We start from the raw sequence: 18,856 nt of genomic DNA, 5'->3' as shown, positions 1-18,856 counted from the left end.
TCGCCTTTCTTCAATACCGTTGTCAGTGGCCCGTCCTAGTCTGGGACGCATGAAGAACGAGCACGCTCACATGACCGAAGTCGCCGGCGAAGCGGCCCGCATCGCCCGTTCCATCACCACCGATCAGCTCGAACTGCCCACGCCCTGTGGCGACTGGGACCTGCGCGAACTCATCAACCACTGGGTGCTCTACACCTCCCACGGCCTGGAGCATCGCGCCCTGCGCAAGGATCTCCCCGATGAGCTCACCACCCGAGACTTCACCGCCGACGCCGACTGGGCGCAGCAGTACGCGGCACAGCTGGACCGGGCGGTGGCCGCCTGGTCGGACCCGGCGGTCTGGGAGGGCGAGGTCGACCTCGGGAATTCCACGACACCCGCTTCCGAGACAGCCGCGATGCTCATCGAGGAGACGGCCCTGCACACCTGGGACGTGGCCCGCGCAGTCGGCGAGGAACTCCGGCTCTCCGACGCCGCGGCCGCCTATGTCCTCGGTGTCGTCGACGGCAACGCCGCGCTCTACCGGCAGTACGACGGCTTCGCCGACGAGGTGACGGTGCCCGGATCGGCGTCGTCGCTCGAACGGGCGCTGGCCCACAGCGGACGTGACCCGCGCTGGACCGCAGCCTGAGCACGTCCCGCCGCAACCCCGGCCGCTGTGCGGCCGGGTTCCCTGACAGGGCAATACACCTTGGCGCGTACTCCTGGCGGATCACCCCGCGCAGTTCGTCGTCCAGACCGGCCACCTCGACCCGGGGGCAGCCCAGCGAGTCGTGGACGGCCCGGTTCTCGGCAGCGTCGCCGGTGCTGAAATGGCCCAGTCGATGTGATGGCGAATGGCCCGGAGGTGCATGCCAATTCGTGGATACGCTCGGCCCATCACACACCCCGGAACCGGCCCGTACCGTCGTCGACTTCTACTTCGATCCGGCCTGCCCCTTCGCCTGGATCACCTCCCGCTGGATGCTGGAGGTGGAGCAGCGGCGCGACATCGATCTCCGCTTCCGCGTCATGAGCCTCTACCTGCACAACATCGGCAATGAACTCCCCGACTGGTACCGGGAACTGGTCGACAGATCGATCGGTCCGGTGCGGGTCGCGGTCGCCGCGGCGGCCGCCCACGGCGACGGCGTGCTCCGCGACCTCTACACCGCGATGGGCGTTCGCATCCACCGGCAGAAGAACGAGGACTTCGACGAGGTGATCGCCGAGTCCCTCGCGGAACTCGGTCTGCCCGCCGCGCTCGCCGCCGCCGCGCACTCGGAGAAGTACGACGAGGCGCTGCGGCGCAGCCATGACGCCGGCAAGGACCCGGAGGCGGAGGCGTACGTCGGTACGCCCACGATCCATGTCGACGGCGCGGTCTGGTTCGGGCCCGTCCTGCGGGCGGCACCGCGCGGCGAGGAGGCCGGACGCGTCTTCGACAGCTTCCGGGTACTCGCCGGGAACCCGGACCTCTTCGAACTCAAGCGGACCCGCACGGGCAGCCTGGACGTGGGGTGAACGGGCGCCGCGTCACGCGGTGAGCACGGCGGGCCGGGCCGCAGGACCGCGGGCCTCGTCGTACCGGGCCAGCAGCAGTCGTGCCAACTCCGGTGAGACGCCCAGCACATCGGCGAGTACGTCCGCGCCGGCCGCCCCTTCGGCGATCCGGTCCGGGAGCCGGCCGGGAGCGATGACGTACGGCGCCACCGCCACCCGGCGCACACCCTCGTCCCGCAGGGCCCGTACCGCGTCCTCGGTACGGGGAAACCCCGCGGGAGATGCAGCGGAGGCGAACGCAGGCCGCACGGAACACCAACCGGTGTGCCGCAGCTCCCGCGCGATTTCAGCGATCACTGCGATCGCCTCCGGGTCTGTCGAGCCCGCCGAGGCCAGGACGAGTCCGGTCGAGCTTCGGTCGCCGGGACGGACCCCGGCTTCATGCAGCCGCCGTTCCAGCGCCGAGTTCAGCAGCGGTGACGGGCCGAGCACCTCGGCCTGCCGGACCCGCAGCCGGGGCAGCCTGCTCCGGGCCTCGTGCAGCACCGTAGGAATGTCGGCCTTGGCGTGGAAGGCCCGGGTGAGGAGCAGGGGGAGCGCGATGACGTCCTCCGTACCCTGCGCGGCCAGCCGCTCCAGGACCCGCGGCACCGACGGCGCGTTGAAGTCCAGGAAACCCGTCTCCACGCGCAGCCCCGGCCGCAGGGACCGCACCCGCGCGGTGAGCGCGTGCACGGTCGCCGCGTGCCGCGGGTCGCGGCTGCCGTGGGCGATGACGAGAAGCACCGGAGCGGTCATGGTCGTCCTCAGTTCTTGACGAGGAGGCCGCGGCTGCGCAGCACCCACCGCTCCAGCGGACTGAAGATCAGCAGGTCGATCGCGATGCCGACGGTGAGGATCAGGATGATGGCGAGGAACACCATCGACATGCTGCTGGTCTCCCGGCCCTGTTCCAGCAACTGGCCCAGGCCCACCCCCAGGTCGGGCGAGGAAGCGATGATCTCGGCGGCCATCAGCGAACGCCAGGAGAACGCCCAGCCCTGCTTCAGGCCTGCCAGATACCCGGGCAGCGAGGCCGGCAGCACGATGTGCCAGGTGCCGCGCAGCCCGGTGGCGCCCAGCGTCTTCCCGGCCCGCAGATGCAGCGGCGGGATCTGGTCGACGCCCGCGACCAGGCCGTTCGCGATCGACGGGACGGCGCCCAGCAGGATCACCGCGTACATCATCCTGTCGTCGAGCCCCAGCCAGATCACCGCGGGCGGCACCCAGGCGACCGACGGAAGCGACTGGAGCCCGGAGAGCACCGGCCCGATCGCCGCGCGGACCAGCTTGACGCGCGCCACCAGCAGCCCGAGCGGAGTGCCGATGACCAGCGCCAGCAGGAAGCCGAGCAGACCGCGCGAGACGCTGGTCCAGATGTAGCCGAGCAAGGTGCCCTGCGTCCAGGCGTCGGTCACCTCGCCCCACACCAGGGACGGCGACGGCAGCTTGTAGTCGTCGGTGACCTTCGCCCAGATCAGGATCTGCCAGACGACGAGCACCAGGACCACGGCCACGACCGGCGGCAGCACCTTGCGCACCAGCACCTCGCGGACCGGGGTCCGGCTCACCCGCACGGCGTCGAGTGCGTCCAGCCCCGCCTCCAGGCCCGCCAGGTCCTGGGCGGCGCCCTTGGCGGCGGTCTCAGTGCCGGCCATGTCGGCGGATCTCCCCACGCAGTTGTTCGGTGATCTCTACGGACAGCTCGGCCACCGCGGTGTCCTCGATGCGGCGCGGCTGGTCGATGTCCACCGTCCACTCCCGGGCGATCCGGCCCGGCCGCGACGAGAGCAGGACGACGCGCTCGGCGAGCCGGACCGCCTCGCGCACGTTGTGCGTGACGAAGAGGACAGAGACGTTCGTCTCGCGCCAGATCCGGGTCAGCTCGTCGTGCAGCACGTCCCGGGTGATGGCGTCGAGTGCGGCGAACGGCTCGTCCATCAGCAGCAGTCGACTGTCCTGGGCGAGTGCGCGGGCCATCGCCACCCGCTGCCGCATACCGCCCGAAAGCTCATGCACCCGCTTCCCGTGCGCGCCGCCGAGCCGTACGAGTTCGAGCAGCCGCTCCGCCTCGGTGCGGCGGTCGGACTTGGGCACGCCGCGCAGCCGCAGCGCGAGTTCGATGTTCTTGCCCGCGGTCAGCCACGGGAAGAGGGCGTGCTCCTGGAACATCAGGGCCGGCCGCCCGCCGGGGGTATCGATGGATCCCGCGGTCGGGCGGTCGAGTCCGGCCACCAGGTTGAGCAGGGTCGACTTGCCGCACCCGGAGGCGCCCAGGAGGGTGACGAACTCGCCGGGAGCGACATCGAGTGTGATGTCGTCCAGGACGAGCTGCTGCCCCTCCGGTCCGCCGAAGGACTTCGAGACGTGGTCGATGCGGGCTGCGTGCCCGACCGCCGTACGGCTCTCGGCCTTGGAGAGAGTGGTGGTCGCCATGGTCGTCACCTCCTGGAATCCTTTTCGGTGCCGGACGCTGCTACTCGACGCCGAGACCGGCGTCGGCGACCTCGGGCTTGCCCGTGGCCTTGAGGATCTTGTTCAGCGGCTTCAGGTCGTAGATGCCCGTCAGGTCCGTCCGCTCCAGCAGACCGGCCTTCACCGCGTGCTCGGCCTCGGTGTCGAGCGTGGCGGCCAGCGGGTCGTCGGTGAACTGAACGGACTTCCACGCCGGGTCGAGGACCTCGGCCGGCAGCGCCTTGCCGCTCAGCTCCCTGAGCGCGGTGTTGGCGGAGGCCTTCGCCTTCTCCGGGTTGGTGTTGATCCACGCGTTGGTGTCGACCGTGCCGCGCAGCACCGCCTCGACGACGTCCGGGTGCTCGGCGAGGAATTTCTGCGACACGATGATGTTCGTGATCACGAACTTCTTGTCCGGCCAGAGCGACGACTCGTCGAGGAGTTCCTTCGCGCCCTGGGCGACCAGCTTGGAGGCGGTCGGCTCGGGCACCCAGGCGCCGTCGATGGAACCCGAGCGGTAGGCGTCCGGCGTCACCTTGTTGTCCGTACGGACCACGGAGACGTCGCCCTTGCCGCTGCCGGCGTCGACCTTCCAGCCCTTCTCGGAGATCCAGTTGAGGAAGGCCACGTCCTGGGTGTTGCCGAGCTGCGGTGTGGCGATCTTCTTGCCCTTGAGGTCGTCCAGGGTCTTGATCTTCTTCGGGTTGACGACGAGCTTCACCCCGCCGGACGCCGCACCGCCGATGATCCGCAGGCTCTTGCCCTTGGACTTGGTGAAGCCGTTGATGGCGGGCGAGGGGCCGATGAAGCCGATGTCGATCGAGCCCGCGTTGAGCGCCTCGATCTCGGACGGACCGGCGTTGAACGTCGACGGCTCGACCGCGGTGGAGCCGAGCTCCTTGGCGATGATGCCTTCCTGGATGCCGACCAGGGCCGTGGCATGGGTGAGGTTCGGGAAATAGCCGATCTTCACGGTGTCCGCGGAGAGCTTCTTGCCGCCGGTCGGGGCCTCCGCCGCCTTGACGTCGTCCTGTTTCGCCTCGGAGCCGTAGCCGCAGGCGGTGAGCGCGACGGCGAGCAGCGGCAGGGCGGCGGCAGCGGCGAGGCTGCGGCGCAGCGTGGTACGGGGGACAGACACGGGAGGCTTTCCTCTCGTCGGCCCGGTGCTCGCGGCCCTCGGTACTTACGGGGACACGGCCGGGAAGTCGGCGGGTCTTCGTCTGAACTGGCGGTGCGGTTGGTACGGGTGGGCGCGCAGGCGGTGCGCGTACGTCATCGCGCACATCGCGCGACCCCGCCCTGGCCGCTGCCGAGGGCGCCGCTGCCGACGCGGCCGCCCTCCTTCGCGAACGTGGAGTAGATGTCGATGGCCATCAGAAGTCCCACTCGGCGTCGTCGGCCACGGCGGTCTCGGTCTCCGCCACGGCGGCGAACGAGGCACCGGCCATGCCGGCCGTCAGCGTGGTGCCGTCCGCCGGGTCGATCAGCAGGAAGGAACCGGTGCGGCGGGAATCCGCGTACGCGTCGAGCGCGAGCGGCTCCGCGGTACGGACGACGACCCGGCCGATGTCGTTGGCGACGAGCCGGCCGGGGGCCGGGTGCTGGGAGAGGTCGTCGAGTGTGAGGCGCGAGGGGATGTCCTTGACGATCGCCTTGACCGTGCGGGTGGTGTGCTTGAGCAGCACCCGCTGCCCGACGGTGAGCGGCTGGTCGGCGACGTGGCAGACGGTCGCCTCGACGTCCTGGGTCACCGTCGGAGCGTCGGCGGCCGGCGCGATCAGGTCGCCGCGGGAGATGTCGATGTCGTCGGCCAGCCGGATCGTCACGGACTGGGGAGCCCAGGCGATGTCCACGCTCTCGCCGAGGGCGTCGATCGCGGTGACCGCCGACGTGCGGCCCGAGGGCAGGACGGTGACGGTCTCGCCGACGCGGAACGCACCGGCCGCGATCTGTCCCGCGTAGCCCCGGTAGTCGGGGTGCTCGGCGGTCTGCGGCCGGATGACGTACTGGACGGGGAAGCGGGCGTGGCAGGCGGTGAGGTCGTGGCTGACGGGCACCGTCTCCAGGTGTTCCAGGACGGTGGGGCCGCCGTACCAGTCCATGTTGGCGGACGGCTCCACGACGTTGTCACCGGCCAGTGCGGAGATCGGGATCGCGGTACACCAGTTTTCCTGGGGGTTCCCCCCAGACGCCCAGCCGGGAACGCCCAGGGACGCCGCGTACGCGGTGAACTCCTCGGCGATGGCGGCGAAGACGGGCTCCGCGTAGTCGACCAGGTCCATCTTGTTGACGGCCAGCACCACGTGCGGGACGCGGAGCAGCGCGGCGACGGCAGCGTGGCGGCGGGTCTGCTCGACGACGCCGTTGCGGGCGTCGACCAGGACGACGGCCAGCTCGGCGGTCGAGGCGCCGGTCGCCATGTTCCGGGTGTACTGCACATGCCCCGGGGTGTCGGCCAGGATGAACCGGCGGCGCGGCGTCGCGAAGTAGCGGTAGGCGACATCGATGGTGATGCCCTGCTCACGCTCGGCCCGCAGGCCGTCGGTCAACAGCGCCAGGTCGGGCGCTTCCTGGCCCCGGCTGCGCGAGGCGTGCTCGACGGCCTCCAGTTGGTCGGTGAGGACGGACTTGGAGTCGTGCAGCAGACGTCCCACGAGGGTGGACTTGCCGTCGTCGACGGACCCCGCGGTGGCGAACCGCAGCAGGGTGGTGGTCGACAACTGCTCGCTTGTGGTGGTCATTTAGAAGTACCCCTCGCGCTTACGGTCTTCCATCGCGGCCTCGGACATCTTGTCGTCGGCGCGCGTCGCGCCCCGTTCGGTGAGCCGGGAGGCGGCGATCTCGGTGATCACGGCGTCCAGCGTCGTGGCGTCGGAGTCGACGGCGCCGGTGCACGACATGTCGCCGACCGTGCGGTAGCGGACCTGCCGGGTCTCGACCCGCTCGCCATCCTTGGGGCCGCCCCAGTCGCCCGCGGTCAGCCACATGCCGGAGCGGTTGAAGACCTCGCGCTCATGGGCGAAGTAGATCTCCGGGAGCTCGATGCCCTCACGGTCGATGTACTGCCAGACGTCCAGCTCGGTCCAGTTGGAGATCGGGAAGACCCGGACGTGCTCACCGGGGGCGTGCCGGCCGTTGTAGAGCTGCCACAGCTCGGGGCGCTGGCGGCGCGGGTCCCACTGGGAGAACTCGTCGCGCAGGGAGAAGACCCGCTCCTTGGCGCGTGCCTTCTCCTCGTCGCGGCGACCGCCGCCGAACACGGCGTCGAAGCGGTGCTGCTGGATCGCCTCGGTCAGCGGCACGGTCTGCAGCGGGTTGCGGGTGCCGTCCGGGCGCTCGCGGAGCTTCCCGGCGTCGATGTACTCCTGCACGGAGGCGACATGGAGCCGCAGCCGGTGCCGGGCCACCGTGCGGTCGCGGTACTCCAGCACCTCGGGGAAGTTGTGCCCCGTGTCGACGTGCAGCAGCGTGAACGGCACCGGCGCGGGCGCGAACGCCTTGAGCGCCAGATGCAGCATCACGATCGAGTCCTTGCCACCGGAGAAGAGAATCACCGGCCGCTCGAACTCACCCGCCACCTCACGGAAGATGTGCACCGCCTCGGACTCCAGGGAGTCCAGGTGGCTGAGCGCGTACGGATTGTCGGTGCCTTCCGACACAGTCGCGACGGTCGTCATGCCGCACCCCTCTCGCTCAGCAGCGCGTACAGCTCCGCCGCGGACTCCTGCACGGTCTGCCGGTGCGACTCGATCCGCAGGTCCGGCGACTCCGGCACCTCGTACGGGTCGTCGACCCCGGTGAGCCCACTGATCTCGCCCGCCGCCTGCTTGGCGTAGAGGCCCTTCACATCGCGTACGGAGCACACCTCGACCGGGGTCGCGACGTGTACCTCCAGATACGCGGTCCCCCCGGCCTGGTGCCGCCCCCGTACCGCGTCCCGGCTGTCCGCGTACGGGGCGATGACCGGGACCAGCACCTTCACGCCGTTGGCCGCCAGCAGCTCGGCGACGAAGCCGATCCGCTGGACGTTGGTGTGCCGGTCCGCGCGGGAGAAACCGAGACCCGCGGAGAGGAACTCCCGGATCTCGTCGCCGTCGAGGACCTCCACGCGGTGGCCCTCGCCGCGCAGTCGCCCGGCGAGTTCGTACGCGATGGTGGTCTTGCCCGCGCTCGGCAGACCGGTCAGCCAGATGGTGGCGCCCGTCTCCGTCACGCTCATCGAAGTCTCCTGATCAGTCGTCATCAGTCGTGCAGTCCGCACTCGGTCTTGCCCCGGCCGGCCCAGCGCCCGGCGCGTGCGTCCTCGCCCTCCAGCACCCGGCGGGTGCAGGGCGCGCAGCCGACGGAGGCGTATCCGTCCATCAGCAGCGGGTTGGTGAGGACGCCGTGCTCCGCCACGTACGCGTCCACGTCGTCCTGGGTCCAGCGGGCGATCGGCGAGATCTTGACCTTCTGCCGCTTCTCGTCCCAGCCGACGACCGGGGTGTTCGCCCGGGTCGGGGACTCGTCGCGGCGCAGCCCGGTCGCCCAGGCCGTGTACGAAGTCAGGCCCTCCTCGAGGGGGTTGACCTTGCGCAGCTTGCAGCACAGGTCGGGGTCGCGGTCGTGCAGCTTCGGCCCGTACGCGGCGTCCTGCTCGGCCACGGTCTGCGGCGGGGTGAGCGTGATGACGTGGACGTCCATCACGGCTTCGACCGCGTCGCGGGTCCCGATCGTCTCGGGGAAGTGGTAGCCGGTGTCGAGGAAGACCACGTCGACGCCGGGAAAGGCGCGCGAGGCGAGGTGGGCGACGACCGCGTCCTCCATGGACGAGGTGACGCAGAACCGCTTGCCGAAGGCGTCGGCGGCCCACTTCAGGATTTCCAGCGGGGAGGCGTTCTCCAGCTCCCGGCCCGCGCGTTCGGCCAGGCTCTTGAGCCCATCGCTCTGCAGAGTGTCCGTCATATCCCCTCCCGTTCAACGTCGTTGCGCTGCAGTCCCCGGGTCAGCAGACCCAGGAACTTGAGCTGGAAAGCGCGGTTGCACGAAGCGCATTCCCAGGCGCCGTGGCCACTCTCGTGCGGGCGCAGGTCCTCGTCGCCGCAGTAGGGGCAGTGGAACGGTGCGGCGCGTTCGCTCATGACAGCGACTCCGCACTGGCCCGCGCCGCCCACGTCGCGAACCGCTCGCCGTCCTCGCGCTCCTCCTGGAATCGGCCCAGGACCCGCTCGACGTAGTCGGGCAAATCGGCCGAAGTGACCTTCAGACCACGGACCTTGCGGCCGAACCCGGCCTCCAGTCCCAGGGCGCCGCCCAGGTGGACCTGGTAGCCCTCGACCTGATTGCCGTCGTCGTCCAGCACGAGCTGGCCCTTGAGGCCGATGTCGGCGGTCTGGATACGGGCGCAGGCATTGGGGCAGCCGTTGAGGTTGATGGTGAGCGGCTCGTCGAAGTCCGGCAGCCGGCGCTCCAGTTCGTCGATGAGCGAGGCGCCGCGCGCCTTCGTCTCGACGATCGCCAGCTTGCAGAACTCGATGCCGGTGCAGGCCATCGTGCCACGGCGGAACGGCGACGGCTTCACCTGGAAGTCGAGCGCCTCCAGTCCGGCGACCAGGGAGTCCACCTGGTCCTGCGCCACGTCGAGGATGAGCATCTTCTGCTCGACGGTGGTGCGCAGCCGGTCCGAGCCGTGCGCGGCGGCCAGCTCGGCGATCTCGGCGAGGGTGGACCCGTCCACGCGGCCGACCCTGGGTGCGAAACCGACGTAGAAACGGCCGTCCTGCTGCTGGTGCACACCCACGTGGTCACGCCAGCGGCTGCTGGGCTGCTCGGGCGCGGGCCCGTCGATCAGCGGACGCTTCAGGTACTCGTCCTCCAGCACCTGGCGGAACTTCGCGGGACCCCAGTCGGCCATCAGGAACTTCAGCCGGGCGCGGTTGCGCAGCCGCCGGTACCCGTAGTCGCGGAAGATGCCGACGACTCCGGCCCAGACGTCCGGAACCTCGTCGAGCGGTACCCAGGCACCGAGCCGCTCGGCGAGCCGCGGATTGGTGGAGAGACCGCCACCGACCCAGACGTCGAAACCCGGACCGTGCTCGGGGTGGACCACGCCGACGAACGCGATGTCGTTGATCTCGTGCACCACGTCCTGCAGCGGCGAGCCCGAGATCGCGGTCTTGAACTTGCGCGGCAGGTTGGAGAATTCCTTGTCGCCGATGTAGCGGTCGTGGATCTCGTCGACGGCGGGTGTGCCGTCGATGATCTCGTCGGCGGCGATCCCCGCCACGGGGGAGCCGATGATCACGCGGGGGCAGTCGCCGCAGGCCTCGGTGGTGGAGAGCCCGACGGCCTCCAGCTTCTGCCAGATCGCCGGGACGTCCTCGATGCGGATCCAGTGCAGCTGGATGTTCTGCCGGTCGGTGATGTCCGCGGTGCCGCGTGCGTACTCCTGCGAGATCTCGCCGATGACCCGCAGCTGCGCGGTGGTCAGCCGGCCGCCGTCGATCCGGACCCGCAGCATGAAGTACTTGTCGTCCAGCTCCTCCGGCTCCAGGACCGCGGTCTTGCCGCCGTCGATGCCGGGCTTGCGCTGGGTGTACAGGCCCCACCAACGCATGCGTCCACGAAGGTCGTTGGGGTCGATCGAGTCGAAACCGCGCTTGGCGTAGATCGTCTCAATGCGTGTCCGTACATTGAGACCGTCGTCGTCCTTCTTGAACTGCTCATTGCCATTGAGCGGAGTGTGGTGCCCCACGGCCCACTGGCCTTCGCCACGGTGGCGTCCGGCCTTGCGGCGGGGCGTGACGGGCGCAGGCTGTTCCGGGGTAGCGGCCATGACGGTACGTCCTTCGGGACTGCGGGAGGGCGGCTCTGAACTGCACACTCGCGCTGAGGCGCGGCGGTGCGCAGGGCTGGCAGAGAAAAGGGGATCGCGGCGGTGCTGGGACTCTCAGCTCGCCGGACAGATGGCGCTGGACACGCGGCCGAGGTCGACGTGGCGTCGACTCACCAAGGCGATTCCAGTTCCAGGCATGACGGAAGCGTGTCACGCGAATCTCGGAGCAGTCCACCTCTATCCATGATGTGGACTTGAGTGTCCCGCCATGCGAGACGCGTGGTGCCCGTCACCTGATCCGCGCGGGCTGTTGGCCGCCCGTAATGGCCGAAATTGCCCCACCTGTCGCCGGAAGCCGCCGCTCCGTTGCCCGCGTACTACCGCTTCGCTCCCGGCCACGGCCCGGGCGTCGCCACCTCGGGCTCCCGCTCCACCTTCGTGTCGAAGAGCCGGAAGCCGCGCCGCAGATAGTTGTCCATGGCGTGCGGACCGTCCTTGGAGCAGGTGTGCAGCCACACCCGCTTCGTCGGCGTCCGCTCCGGCCAGCGCTCCGCCAGGTCCCAGGCGCGGGCGACCCCGCACGAGAGCAGATGGCCGCCGATCCGGCGCCCCCGGAATGCGGGTATCAGCCCGAAGTACATGACCTCGACCACGCCGTCGTCCTGCGGGTCCAGCTCGATGTAGCCGGCCGGCGTCCCGTTCGCGTACGCCACCCAGGTCTCCGCCCCGGGCCGGTCCAGGGCCTCCTGCCACTGCGCGTATGTCATCGTGAGCCGGTCCGTCCACTGGATGTCGCCGCCGACCGCCGTGTACAGGAACCGGCTGAACTCGGGCAGCGGCACCTCGGACCGGACGATCCGTACATCGCCCTGAGGGACCGCGGCGGGGCGCAGATCGTCGGGGGAGGTCTGTTCCAGGGACCAGATGGTCACCTCGGCGGTGGTGTCGGCGGTGCGCGCGGGGTTGCTCATGACTGCCAGGTAACCATGCCGCGCGGGCCCTACCCAAGCCGGTCCCGCGGCCCGGACGACGGCACTGGCGTGGGGGTGCGGGTCCGTACGGGAGTGACGGAACACCGGACGGCGGAGCCTGCGCTCCGCCGCTCGATGTGCAGAGCATGGAGGCTGGTGCCGTGTCGGCGCAGCACCACCCTCCGTCGCTGTACGGGAGGCCCTAACGCTCGACGGGCCGTGCCCGTTCCACCACCGATGCCAGAGCGAGGCTGTGCGGCAGCGTCCCGAAGGCCGTGCCCCAGTCCCCGCCCAGCCGTGACGCGCAGAACGCGTCGGCGACCTCCGGCGGCGCCCAGCGCACCAGCAGCGAACCCTGCAACACGAGTGCCATCCGCTCGACCAGTCTGCGGGCCCGCGCCTCGATCCCGGTCAGATCCGCGAATTCCGTCAGCATGTCCTTGACCGCCCTGTCCAGCCGGTGATCGGCGCCGCGCGCCCTGCCGATCTCCTGGAGGAACGCGTTCAGCGCCATCGGCTCGTGCTGCAGCGCCCGCAGCACATCCAGCGCCTGTACGTTCCCCGAGCCCTCCCAGATCGAGTTGAGCGGCGCCTCCCGCAGCAGTCGCGGCATCCCGGACTCCTCGACGTAACCGTTGCCGCCGAGACACTCCAGCGCCTCGCCCACCATCGGCGCGCACCGCTTCGTCACCCAGTACTTCGCCGTCGGCACCGCGATCCGCAGGAGGGCCCGCTCACTCTCCGTGTCCGCGTCGTACGCCGCGGCCAGCCGCAGCGCCAGCGCCGTCGCCGCCTCCGACTCCAGTGCCAGATCGGCCAGCACATTGCGCATCAGTGGCTTCTCGATCAGCGCCCCGCCGAACGCGCTGCGGTAGGTGCAGTGGTGGATCGCCTGCGCCACCGCCTGCCGCATCAGCGCCGCCGAACCGACCACACAGTCCAGTCGCGTCGCCGCCACCATCTCGATGATGGTGCGCACCCCGCGCCCCTCGTCGCCGACCCGGCGCGCCCACGTCCCGTCGAACTCGACCTCGCTCGACGCGTTGGACCGGTTGCCCAGCTTGTCCTTCAGCCGCTGGATCGCGAACGGGTTGCGGGTGCCGTCGGGCAGCACCCGGGGCAGCAGAAAACAGGTCAGGCCGCCAGGCGCCTGCGCCAGCACCAGGAAGCCGTCGGACATCGGCGCCGAACAGAACCACTTGTGCCCGGTGAGCAGATACTCGCCCGCCGCGGACAGCGGCTCGGCCCGCGTCGTGTTGGACCGGACGTCGGTGCCGCCCTGCTTCTCCGTCATGCCCATCCCGAAGAGCACACCGGCCTTCTGTGCGGCGGGCCGCAGCCCCTGCTCGTACACGGTCGAGGTCAGCAGCGGCTCCCACTCGGCGGCCAGCGCCGGATCGGTCCGCAGCGCGGGCACCGCCGCGTGCGTCATCGACAGCGGGCAGCCGTGCCCCGCCTCGGCCTGCGTCCACACCATGAAGCCGGCCGCCCGCCGCACATGACCGCCGGGCCTGCCCCAGGCGTCGGTCAGGCCCGCGCCGACCGCATGCCCCAGCAGCCGGTGCCAGGCCGGGTGGAACTCCACCTCGTCGATGCGATTCCCGTACCGGTCGTGGGTACGCAGCACCGGCGGATTCTCGTTCGCCTGCGCCCCCCACGCCTGTGCCTGCGCGGAGCCCGCGGCCCTGCCCAGCTCACTGAGCCCGCCCCGGGCCTCGGTGAGCAGTTCGGGCGACATATGACGTCGTACCGCCTCGGTGAGCGCGAGGTCGGCGCCGAATACGTCGTAGCCGACCAGCGGCGGTACCTGGTTGAACACGGTGTGAGTGGTGGCTGCCATGCCGATACGGTAAGGACGTGCAGGCAGCAAACGAAACACCCGAGCGGCCATCCGGGCGGCTCCACCGGGCCAGGGTCCTCTACCGCAACGTATCCAAGCGGCAGATGGTCTGGCAGTTGCTCAAGGACACCGTCAACTCGTGCATGGAGTACCGCATTCTGGGACTCGCCGCCGAGGCGGCGTTCTTCACCCTGCTGTCCCTGCCCCCGCTGCTGCTCGGCCTGATCGGGCTGCTCGGATACGTCGACGAATGGACCAACACCACCACGGTCGCCTCCATCGAGCGCAACATCCTCAACGCCGCCCAGACGGTGCTCAGCCAGCGGGGCGTGAACGACTTCGCCAGACCGCTCCTCGCGGACGTCACCACCGGCGCCCGGCCCGATGTCATCTCCATCGGCTTCGCGATCGCGCTCTGGTCCGGATCCCGCGCGGTCAACGTCTTCATCGACACGATCACGGTGATGTACGGCCTCGACGGCCAGCGCGGCATCGTCAAGACGCGGCTGCTCTCCTTCCTGCTGTACGTGATCGCGCTGCTGCTCGGCGCCGTCGTGCTGCCGCTGCTCGTGGTCGGCCCGGACCGGGTCGTGGAGTTCATACCGTGGGGCACCGAGCTCATAAGCATTCTGTACTGGCCGCTGGTGATCCTGCTGTCGATCGCGTTCCTGACGACGCTCTATCACGTGTCCGTACCGGTCCGTTCGCCGTGGATCGAGGACGTCCCCGGTGCGCTGGTGGCGCTCGCGATGTGGGTGCTCGGCAGTTTTCTGCTGCGGATCTACCTCACCAGTACGGTCGAGGGGCCGACGATCTACGGATCGTTGGCGGCCCCGATCGCCGTCCTGCTGTGGATCGGCGTCTCCGCGTTCGCGGTGCTGGTGGGCGCGGCGGTCAATGCCGCGATCGACCGGGTGTGGCCCTCGCTGGCGACGGCCGCGGCGCGTGCGGCGAATGAGCGGATACGCGCGGCTCAGGCCGCAGAGCTCGTCGCGCGGGCGCAGGCGGAGAGCAGGGACGGGGACGCGGACGGGGACTACGACGATGACGATGACGACGTCGGCGAGAGTCCCTACATGCCGTCCGAGTTCCCGGAGCGGTGGTCGAGGTTCCTGCCGCCGGACGATGTGAAGTCCAGGCTGCAGCCGAGCCGCGACAAGGAGTCGGACAAGCCGGACCCGGACAGGCAGAACGCGGACAGGCCGGACATGAGCAAGCCGGAAGAGCCGGACAGTCCGTCCGAGGGGTGACGTCGGCAGTCGGTCAATCGGCGGGTGGGGCCGTGGGCGCCGGTACGGTGGCGGCCGGCGTCGCGGGAGTCGTCGGAGGTGCCGGTGTCGTGCCGGGGGACCAGGACAGCTTGACCACCAAATGGCCCTCGACCGCGCTCTTGGCGATCACGGCCCCGGCCTCCGCCGTGATCTTCACCCCGAATTCCAGCTCCACACCGTCCGGTTTGAGTGCGCCGTCCCGGAACACGGCGAGCGCGGACTCGGCGGCCGAACGGATTCCCGTGAGTGCGCTGTCGAACGTACGCCCCGCCCTGGCCAGGGTGTTGTCGTCGCCCAACGCGACCAGCTGCGCACCCGGTGTATGACGGTCGACCTCGACCGTCACCGTCGCACCGCTGTCGGTGGTGAACTCCATCAGTGCTGTCATGGCCCGCCCCCAGGAAGCTGATTCCGTTCTCCGACGAGATGTCTCCGACGAGATGTCTCCGACGAGATGGGGACGAGATTAGCGTGTGCGGCATGGGCGACACGTACGAAGAGCGGGCGTCGCGGTTCGACGGTGCGACCGTGTGGACCCTGTGCGTGCCGGAGGGATCGGTCCACGCGGTACTGCCCGACGGCTGCATGGACCTGCTCTGGATCGACGGACAGTTGCTCGTCGCGGGCCCCGACACCCATGCCGGCACGTCGGCCGTCGGTACCGGCGGGCAGTACACCGGGATCCGTTTCGCGCCCGGCACGGCCCCCGCGCTCCTCGGTGTACCCGCGCACGAACTGCGCGACCGCCGGGTCGCCCTCGCGGACCTGTGGCCGGGCGCGCTGGTCCGCGTACTCACCGAACGGATCGCCGAAGCCCCCGATACCGCCGCCGCACTGGAGACCATCGCCCTGCGGCGGGCGGCCGACACCGCACCGCCGGACCCGCTGATGCGGTCCGTCGCCACGCAGCTCGGTCATGGCCGGTCCGTCGCGGATACCGCGCGGACGGTCGGCCTCGGCGCGCGTCAGCTGCACCGCCGTTCACTCGCGGCCTTCGGCTACGGGCCCAAGACGCTCGCCCGGGTCCTGCGGCTCCAGCGTGCGCTCACCCTCGCCCGGTCCGGAACACCGTACGCCGAGGCGGCGGCCGAAGCGGGCTGCACCGACCAGGCCCATCTCGCACGGGAGATGCGTGACCTGGCCGGGACCACCCTGACCGCCTACCTCGCGTCGTGATGAGGCCGGGCCCCGGTCTCAGCCGTTGCCCGCGAACAACGACACCGCGCACCCGTCCGGATCGAGGACCACCGCGTAACGCTGCCCCCACACCGCGTCCCACGGCTTCAGATGTCCCCGGTAACCGGCGCCCGTCAGGTCGTCGTACACCGCGTCCACTTCCGCCGGGCTGTCGCAGAGAAAGGCGAGCCCGAGGCGTTCCCCGCCGTGCCGCGCGGTCCATCGGGGGTCGAACGACCGGATGACCTCTTCGGTGTCCCAGAGCAGACGCTGCCCGCCCGGGAGCGTCACTTCGACGTGGGGTGCGGATTCCGCGTCGGCGGGGATGTCGAGACCGAGCCGACGGTAGAAGGTGAGCGATGCGGCCAGATCCGCGGTGATGACGCCGATCGCGTCCATGCGTGGAGTCATGCCTCGACCCTAGGCCGGTCGTCCCCACGGGTCTTGTACGGAACGGACATGGGCCGCGGTCCGGAGCCGCGCGACACCGCTCGCTGATCCGCTCCCTATCGTGGGGGAGGTCGTAAGCCCTGCACGCGCCCGTAAGCGCTTCGACCTGGGGTTCAGCGGGAGCGGAGTCTTCGGCAGTCGTTGATCACTGACTGTCTGGAGATCCGGGGTGCCGGTCGAGTTTCTGACGGATGAGCAGGCCGCAAGGTATGCGGCGTACAACGGGGCGCCGTCCCGTACGGAGTCGGAGCGGTTCTTCTTTCTCATCCGCGCTTGCGGAGGTACGCCTCCAGCTCTGCGGCCCCGGTCAGCATCGCCCGCCCGCGGGCGGACAGCCGGCCGCGCCAGTCGCACAGCGTGGCCTCCAGTGGCTCCAGCCCGCTGGCCGCCCGCACCTGGGCGATCAGCGGGGCGATCTGCTCCAGCAGGTAGCCGCCCCGCCTGAGCTGGTGGGCCAGCCGGGCGTCCCGTACGTCGGCCTCGTCGTAGACGCGGTACCCGGTCCGCGGGTCGCGGCGCGGGCGCACCAGCCCGGCGTGCTCCCATTTGCGCAGTGTCGCGGGCCGGATTCCGAGCTTGTCTGCCAGCGGCCCGATGAACGTGCCGCCGAGCCCGGACACCGCGGCCGGCTCGGACCCCGCACCGGGCTTCGGCGCAGTGGTGGGCTCCAGGTCACGGAGGGCGCTCTCCACGGCCTGGAGGGTCCGCCGGTCGTCGAGAAGCTGGGCGTGGCCGGCGTCGATGAGGCGGAACGCCTCATCGGCCGCCCCCTGGTTCACGGCCCGCATGATCGAGGTCGCCGTCTGGTGGCCGTGGCCGGGCACCAGGGCAAGAAACGCGCGCAGGGCCCCCGCGTGCAGCGAGGTATAGGTGCGGTAGCCGTGGGGTGTGCGACCGGCGGCCGGCAGGATGCCGGCTTCCTCGTAGTTCCTGATCGCCTGCGTGGACAGACCGTGCCCGCGTGCGAGATCAACCGGCCTGAGCCGCTCGCCGTTTTGAAGGTTTTGCCCCATGATCCCGCCGATATCGTGCGAAAGTTTCAACCGAAAGTTCAACGATACCGTTGAAGGCATGGCTACTGACATCACGAATGCCGCCCACGCCGTCGAGGCTGCCGCCGTCATGAGGCTGCTTCCGGCGCGGCCGCGGCTGCTCGCCCTGGGCGAGCCCGCCCACGGCGAGCACACTCTGCTCGACCTGCGCAACGAGCTCTTCCGGCAGCTCGTCGAGCAGGAGGGGTACCGGACGATCGCGATCGAGAGCGACTGCATGATGGGCCTGGTCGTAGACGACTACGTCACCTCGGGCACGGGCACCCTCGACGAGGTCATGGAGCGCGGCTTCAGCCACGGGTGGTTCAACGTGTCCGCGCCCAACCGTGAGCTGGTGCGCTGGATGCGCGCGTACAACGACAGCCGGCCCGCGTCCGAGCGGCTCCGCTTCGCTGGTTTCGACGGCCCGCTGGAGATGACCGGCGCCGCGAGCCCCCGGCAGGCCCTCACCGCACTCCACGGTTATCTCTCGGCCTGGGGGGACGCGGACCTGCTCCCCTGCACCGTGGACACACTCGACCGCCTGCTCGGCACCGACGACCGGTGGACCAATTCCGCCGCGATGACGGACCCGGCCCAGTCCGTGGGGCAGTCGGCCGAGGCCGGCCAGCTGCGACTGCTCGCCGACGATCTGGTGGCGCTACTCGACGAGCAGAGGCCGCACCTGATCACGGCGACCTCGCCAGACGACTGGGACCGTGCGCGCCTGTACGCGCGTACCGCCACCGGCCTGCTGCGCTACCACTACTGGATGGCCGACGCCTCACCGGCCCGCATGACCCGGCTGGTGGGCCTGCGGGGTCAGATGATGGCCCACAACCTCCTCGCCCTCGCCGAACGGGGCCCGGCACTCGTCCACGCCCACAACTCCCATCTCCAGCGGGAGAAGAGCACGATGCGGATGTGGGAGGGGCCGGTGGAGTGGTGGAGCGCCGGTGCACTGGTGAGCGCCCAGCTCGGCGAGGGGTACGCCTTCGTGGCCACCGCCCTCGGCACGATCCGGCACCAGGGAGTGGACACCCCGCCCCCGGACACCGTCGAAGGACTCCTGCACGCGCTCCCGGAGGACCGCTGCGTCATCGACACCCGACGGCTTGCCACCGCCCTCGGCGATACGCGGCCCGCGCCCCGCGTATCGCCCTGGTTCGGCTATGCCCCGCTCGACCCGGCCCACCTGGCGGACAGCGACGGCATCGTGTTCGTCAAGGACGTCCCGCAGAGCTAGGGCCTCTCGTTTGGATCACGCCGGGCTCGCGTGCCCCGGCACCGCACCTCGCAGCGTTGTCGTCAGTCATCCCCAAGCTCTC

The 18,856-nt window shown here is 70.2% G+C and carries 20 protein-coding genes and 1 pseudogene; 5 read left to right on the top strand and 16 right to left on the bottom strand.

Annotated elements, in window-relative coordinates:
- Positions 1–49: 49 nt before the first annotated feature.
- Complete coding sequence (locus tag ACZ7L9_RS16600) at positions 50–631, top strand: TIGR03086 family metal-binding protein (RefSeq protein WP_471415870.1); 582 nt, start codon at positions 50–52, stop codon at positions 629–631.
- A 230-nt stretch (positions 632–861) separates the two neighbouring features.
- Positions 862–1,503 (top strand): DsbA family protein, encoded by a 642-nt coding sequence (locus tag ACZ7L9_RS16595; RefSeq protein ID WP_471415869.1) that lies wholly within the window; start codon positions 862–864, stop codon positions 1,501–1,503.
- Positions 1,504–1,515: 12 nt separating this feature from the next.
- Here ACZ7L9_RS16595 and ACZ7L9_RS16590 read toward each other — a convergent pair whose 3' ends face one another.
- The 13 genes from ACZ7L9_RS16590 to ACZ7L9_RS16530 form a co-directional block, all read right to left on the bottom strand.
- Complete coding sequence (locus ACZ7L9_RS16590) at positions 1,516–2,280, bottom strand: sirohydrochlorin chelatase (RefSeq protein WP_471415868.1); 765 nt, start codon at positions 2,278–2,280, stop codon at positions 1,516–1,518.
- Positions 2,281–2,288: 8 nt separating this feature from the next.
- Entirely contained in the window at positions 2,289–3,179 is an 891-nt protein-coding gene (locus ACZ7L9_RS16585) for an ABC transporter permease (protein WP_471415867.1), read from the bottom strand.
- Positions 3,166–3,957, bottom strand: coding sequence for an ABC transporter ATP-binding protein (locus ACZ7L9_RS16580; protein WP_471415866.1), 792 nt, complete (start codon positions 3,955–3,957; stop codon positions 3,166–3,168). The genes ACZ7L9_RS16585 and ACZ7L9_RS16580 overlap by 14 nt, the downstream gene beginning before the upstream one ends.
- 40 nt (positions 3,958–3,997) lie before the next feature.
- Positions 3,998–5,113, bottom strand: a complete 1,116-nt coding sequence (locus ACZ7L9_RS16575; protein WP_471415865.1) for an aliphatic sulfonate ABC transporter substrate-binding protein — start codon at positions 5,111–5,113, stop codon at positions 3,998–4,000.
- Between the two features lie 235 nt (positions 5,114–5,348).
- The gene (locus tag ACZ7L9_RS16570; RefSeq protein ID WP_471415864.1) at positions 5,349–6,716 is read right to left on the bottom strand and encodes a sulfate adenylyltransferase subunit 1; all 1,368 of its coding nucleotides are present in this window, start codon (positions 6,714–6,716) and stop codon (positions 5,349–5,351) included.
- Positions 6,717–7,652 carry a sulfate adenylyltransferase subunit CysD gene (gene cysD / locus ACZ7L9_RS16565; RefSeq protein WP_471415863.1) on the bottom strand — a complete coding sequence of 312 codons (936 nt, stop codon included), beginning with the start codon at positions 7,650–7,652 and terminating at the stop codon, positions 6,717–6,719. It lies immediately after the preceding gene.
- Positions 7,649–8,194 (bottom strand): adenylyl-sulfate kinase, encoded by a 546-nt coding sequence (gene cysC / locus ACZ7L9_RS16560; RefSeq protein ID WP_471415862.1) that lies wholly within the window; start codon positions 8,192–8,194, stop codon positions 7,649–7,651. The genes cysD and cysC overlap by 4 nt, the downstream gene beginning before the upstream one ends.
- Positions 8,195–8,217: 23 nt before the next feature.
- Positions 8,218–8,919 (bottom strand): phosphoadenylyl-sulfate reductase, encoded by a 702-nt coding sequence (locus ACZ7L9_RS16555; protein ID WP_471415861.1) that lies wholly within the window; start codon positions 8,917–8,919, stop codon positions 8,218–8,220.
- Complete coding sequence (locus ACZ7L9_RS16550; RefSeq protein ID WP_397797682.1) at positions 8,916–9,095, bottom strand: hypothetical protein; 180 nt, start codon at positions 9,093–9,095, stop codon at positions 8,916–8,918. Before ACZ7L9_RS16550 ends, ACZ7L9_RS16555 begins: the two co-directional genes overlap by 4 nt.
- Entirely contained in the window at positions 9,092–10,789 is a 1,698-nt protein-coding gene (locus ACZ7L9_RS16545; protein WP_471415860.1) for a nitrite/sulfite reductase, read from the bottom strand. The genes ACZ7L9_RS16550 and ACZ7L9_RS16545 overlap by 4 nt, the downstream gene beginning before the upstream one ends.
- 114 nt (positions 10,790–10,903) lie before the next feature.
- On the bottom strand, positions 10,904–10,987 hold the full coding sequence (locus ACZ7L9_RS16540) for a putative leader peptide (RefSeq protein WP_317864749.1): 84 nt from the start codon (positions 10,985–10,987) through the stop codon (positions 10,904–10,906).
- 179 nt (positions 10,988–11,166) lie between these two features.
- Complete coding sequence (locus tag ACZ7L9_RS16535) at positions 11,167–11,760, bottom strand: GNAT family N-acetyltransferase (protein ID WP_471415859.1); 594 nt, start codon at positions 11,758–11,760, stop codon at positions 11,167–11,169.
- Positions 11,761–11,962: 202 nt separating this feature from the next.
- Positions 11,963–13,600 carry an acyl-CoA dehydrogenase family protein gene (locus ACZ7L9_RS16530; RefSeq protein WP_471415858.1) on the bottom strand — a complete coding sequence of 546 codons (1,638 nt, stop codon included), beginning with the start codon at positions 13,598–13,600 and terminating at the stop codon, positions 11,963–11,965.
- A 17-nt stretch (positions 13,601–13,617) separates the two neighbouring features.
- Between ACZ7L9_RS16530 and ACZ7L9_RS16525 the strand changes: the two genes are divergently transcribed.
- Positions 13,618–14,850: a YihY/virulence factor BrkB family protein gene (locus tag ACZ7L9_RS16525; RefSeq protein ID WP_471415857.1), complete on the top strand. Its 1,233-nt coding sequence runs from the start codon at positions 13,618–13,620 to the stop codon at positions 14,848–14,850.
- 13 nt (positions 14,851–14,863) lie between these two features.
- On the opposite strand, the gene ACZ7L9_RS16520 is transcribed toward ACZ7L9_RS16525, so the two are convergent.
- Positions 14,864–15,259: a CU044_2847 family protein gene (locus ACZ7L9_RS16520; protein WP_471415856.1), complete on the bottom strand. Its 396-nt coding sequence runs from the start codon at positions 15,257–15,259 to the stop codon at positions 14,864–14,866.
- Between the two features lie 92 nt (positions 15,260–15,351).
- Between ACZ7L9_RS16520 and ACZ7L9_RS16515 the strand changes: the two are divergent.
- A pseudogene (locus ACZ7L9_RS16515) lies at positions 15,352–16,126 on the top strand (DUF6597 domain-containing transcriptional factor).
- On the opposite strand, the gene ACZ7L9_RS16510 reads toward ACZ7L9_RS16515, so the two are convergent.
- Both ACZ7L9_RS16510 and ACZ7L9_RS16505 read right to left on the bottom strand, forming a co-directional pair.
- Positions 16,066–16,458 (bottom strand): VOC family protein, encoded by a 393-nt coding sequence (locus ACZ7L9_RS16510; RefSeq protein ID WP_471415855.1) that lies wholly within the window; start codon positions 16,456–16,458, stop codon positions 16,066–16,068. The pseudogene ACZ7L9_RS16515 and the gene ACZ7L9_RS16510 overlap by 61 nt on opposite strands.
- Before the next feature lie 302 nt (positions 16,459–16,760).
- Positions 16,761–17,510 (bottom strand): TioE family transcriptional regulator, encoded by a 750-nt coding sequence (locus tag ACZ7L9_RS16505; RefSeq protein WP_471415854.1) that lies wholly within the window; start codon positions 17,508–17,510, stop codon positions 16,761–16,763.
- A 58-nt stretch (positions 17,511–17,568) separates the two neighbouring features.
- Between ACZ7L9_RS16505 and ACZ7L9_RS16500 the strand changes: the two genes are divergently transcribed.
- Positions 17,569–18,774 (top strand): erythromycin esterase family protein, encoded by a 1,206-nt coding sequence (locus ACZ7L9_RS16500; protein ID WP_471415853.1) that lies wholly within the window; start codon positions 17,569–17,571, stop codon positions 18,772–18,774.
- Positions 18,775–18,856 lie beyond the last annotated feature (82 nt).

Source organism: Streptomyces sp. NPDC111516, assembly GCF_055635345.1.
This window is presented reverse-complemented; position numbering and strand designations above follow the sequence as displayed.

Bases quoted from the DNA above. Each gene is read 5' to 3' on its own strand.
- ACZ7L9_RS16600 (WP_471415870.1), top strand. From the start codon at position 50: ATGAAGAACGAGCACGCTCACATGACCGAAGTCGCCGGCGAAGCGGCC.
- ACZ7L9_RS16590 (WP_471415868.1), bottom strand. From the start codon at position 2,280: ATGACCGCTCCGGTGCTTCTCGTCATCGCCCACGGCAGCCGCGACCCG.
- ACZ7L9_RS16585 (WP_471415867.1), bottom strand. From the start codon at position 3,179: ATGGCCGGCACTGAGACCGCCGCCAAGGGCGCCGCCCAGGACCTGGCG.
- ACZ7L9_RS16580 (WP_471415866.1), bottom strand. From the start codon at position 3,957: ATGGCGACCACCACTCTCTCCAAGGCCGAGAGCCGTACGGCGGTCGGG.
- ACZ7L9_RS16570 (WP_471415864.1), bottom strand. From the start codon at position 6,716: ATGACCACCACAAGCGAGCAGTTGTCGACCACCACCCTGCTGCGGTTC.
- cysD (WP_471415863.1), bottom strand. From the start codon at position 7,652: ATGACGACCGTCGCGACTGTGTCGGAAGGCACCGACAATCCGTACGCG.
- cysC (WP_471415862.1), bottom strand. From the start codon at position 8,194: ATGAGCGTGACGGAGACGGGCGCCACCATCTGGCTGACCGGTCTGCCG.
- ACZ7L9_RS16555 (WP_471415861.1), bottom strand. From the start codon at position 8,919: ATGACGGACACTCTGCAGAGCGATGGGCTCAAGAGCCTGGCCGAACGC.
- ACZ7L9_RS16550 (WP_397797682.1), bottom strand. From the start codon at position 9,095: ATGAGCGAACGCGCCGCACCGTTCCACTGCCCCTACTGCGGCGACGAG.
- ACZ7L9_RS16545 (WP_471415860.1), bottom strand. From the start codon at position 10,789: ATGGCCGCTACCCCGGAACAGCCTGCGCCCGTCACGCCCCGCCGCAAG.
- ACZ7L9_RS16540 (WP_317864749.1), bottom strand. From the start codon at position 10,987: ATGCCTGGAACTGGAATCGCCTTGGTGAGTCGACGCCACGTCGACCTC.
- ACZ7L9_RS16535 (WP_471415859.1), bottom strand. From the start codon at position 11,760: ATGAGCAACCCCGCGCGCACCGCCGACACCACCGCCGAGGTGACCATC.
- ACZ7L9_RS16530 (WP_471415858.1), bottom strand. From the start codon at position 13,600: ATGGCAGCCACCACTCACACCGTGTTCAACCAGGTACCGCCGCTGGTC.
- ACZ7L9_RS16520 (WP_471415856.1), bottom strand. From the start codon at position 15,259: ATGACAGCACTGATGGAGTTCACCACCGACAGCGGTGCGACGGTGACG.
- ACZ7L9_RS16510 (WP_471415855.1), bottom strand. From the start codon at position 16,458: ATGACTCCACGCATGGACGCGATCGGCGTCATCACCGCGGATCTGGCC.
- ACZ7L9_RS16505 (WP_471415854.1), bottom strand. From the start codon at position 17,510: ATGGGGCAAAACCTTCAAAACGGCGAGCGGCTCAGGCCGGTTGATCTC.
- ACZ7L9_RS16500 (WP_471415853.1), top strand. From the start codon at position 17,569: ATGGCTACTGACATCACGAATGCCGCCCACGCCGTCGAGGCTGCCGCC.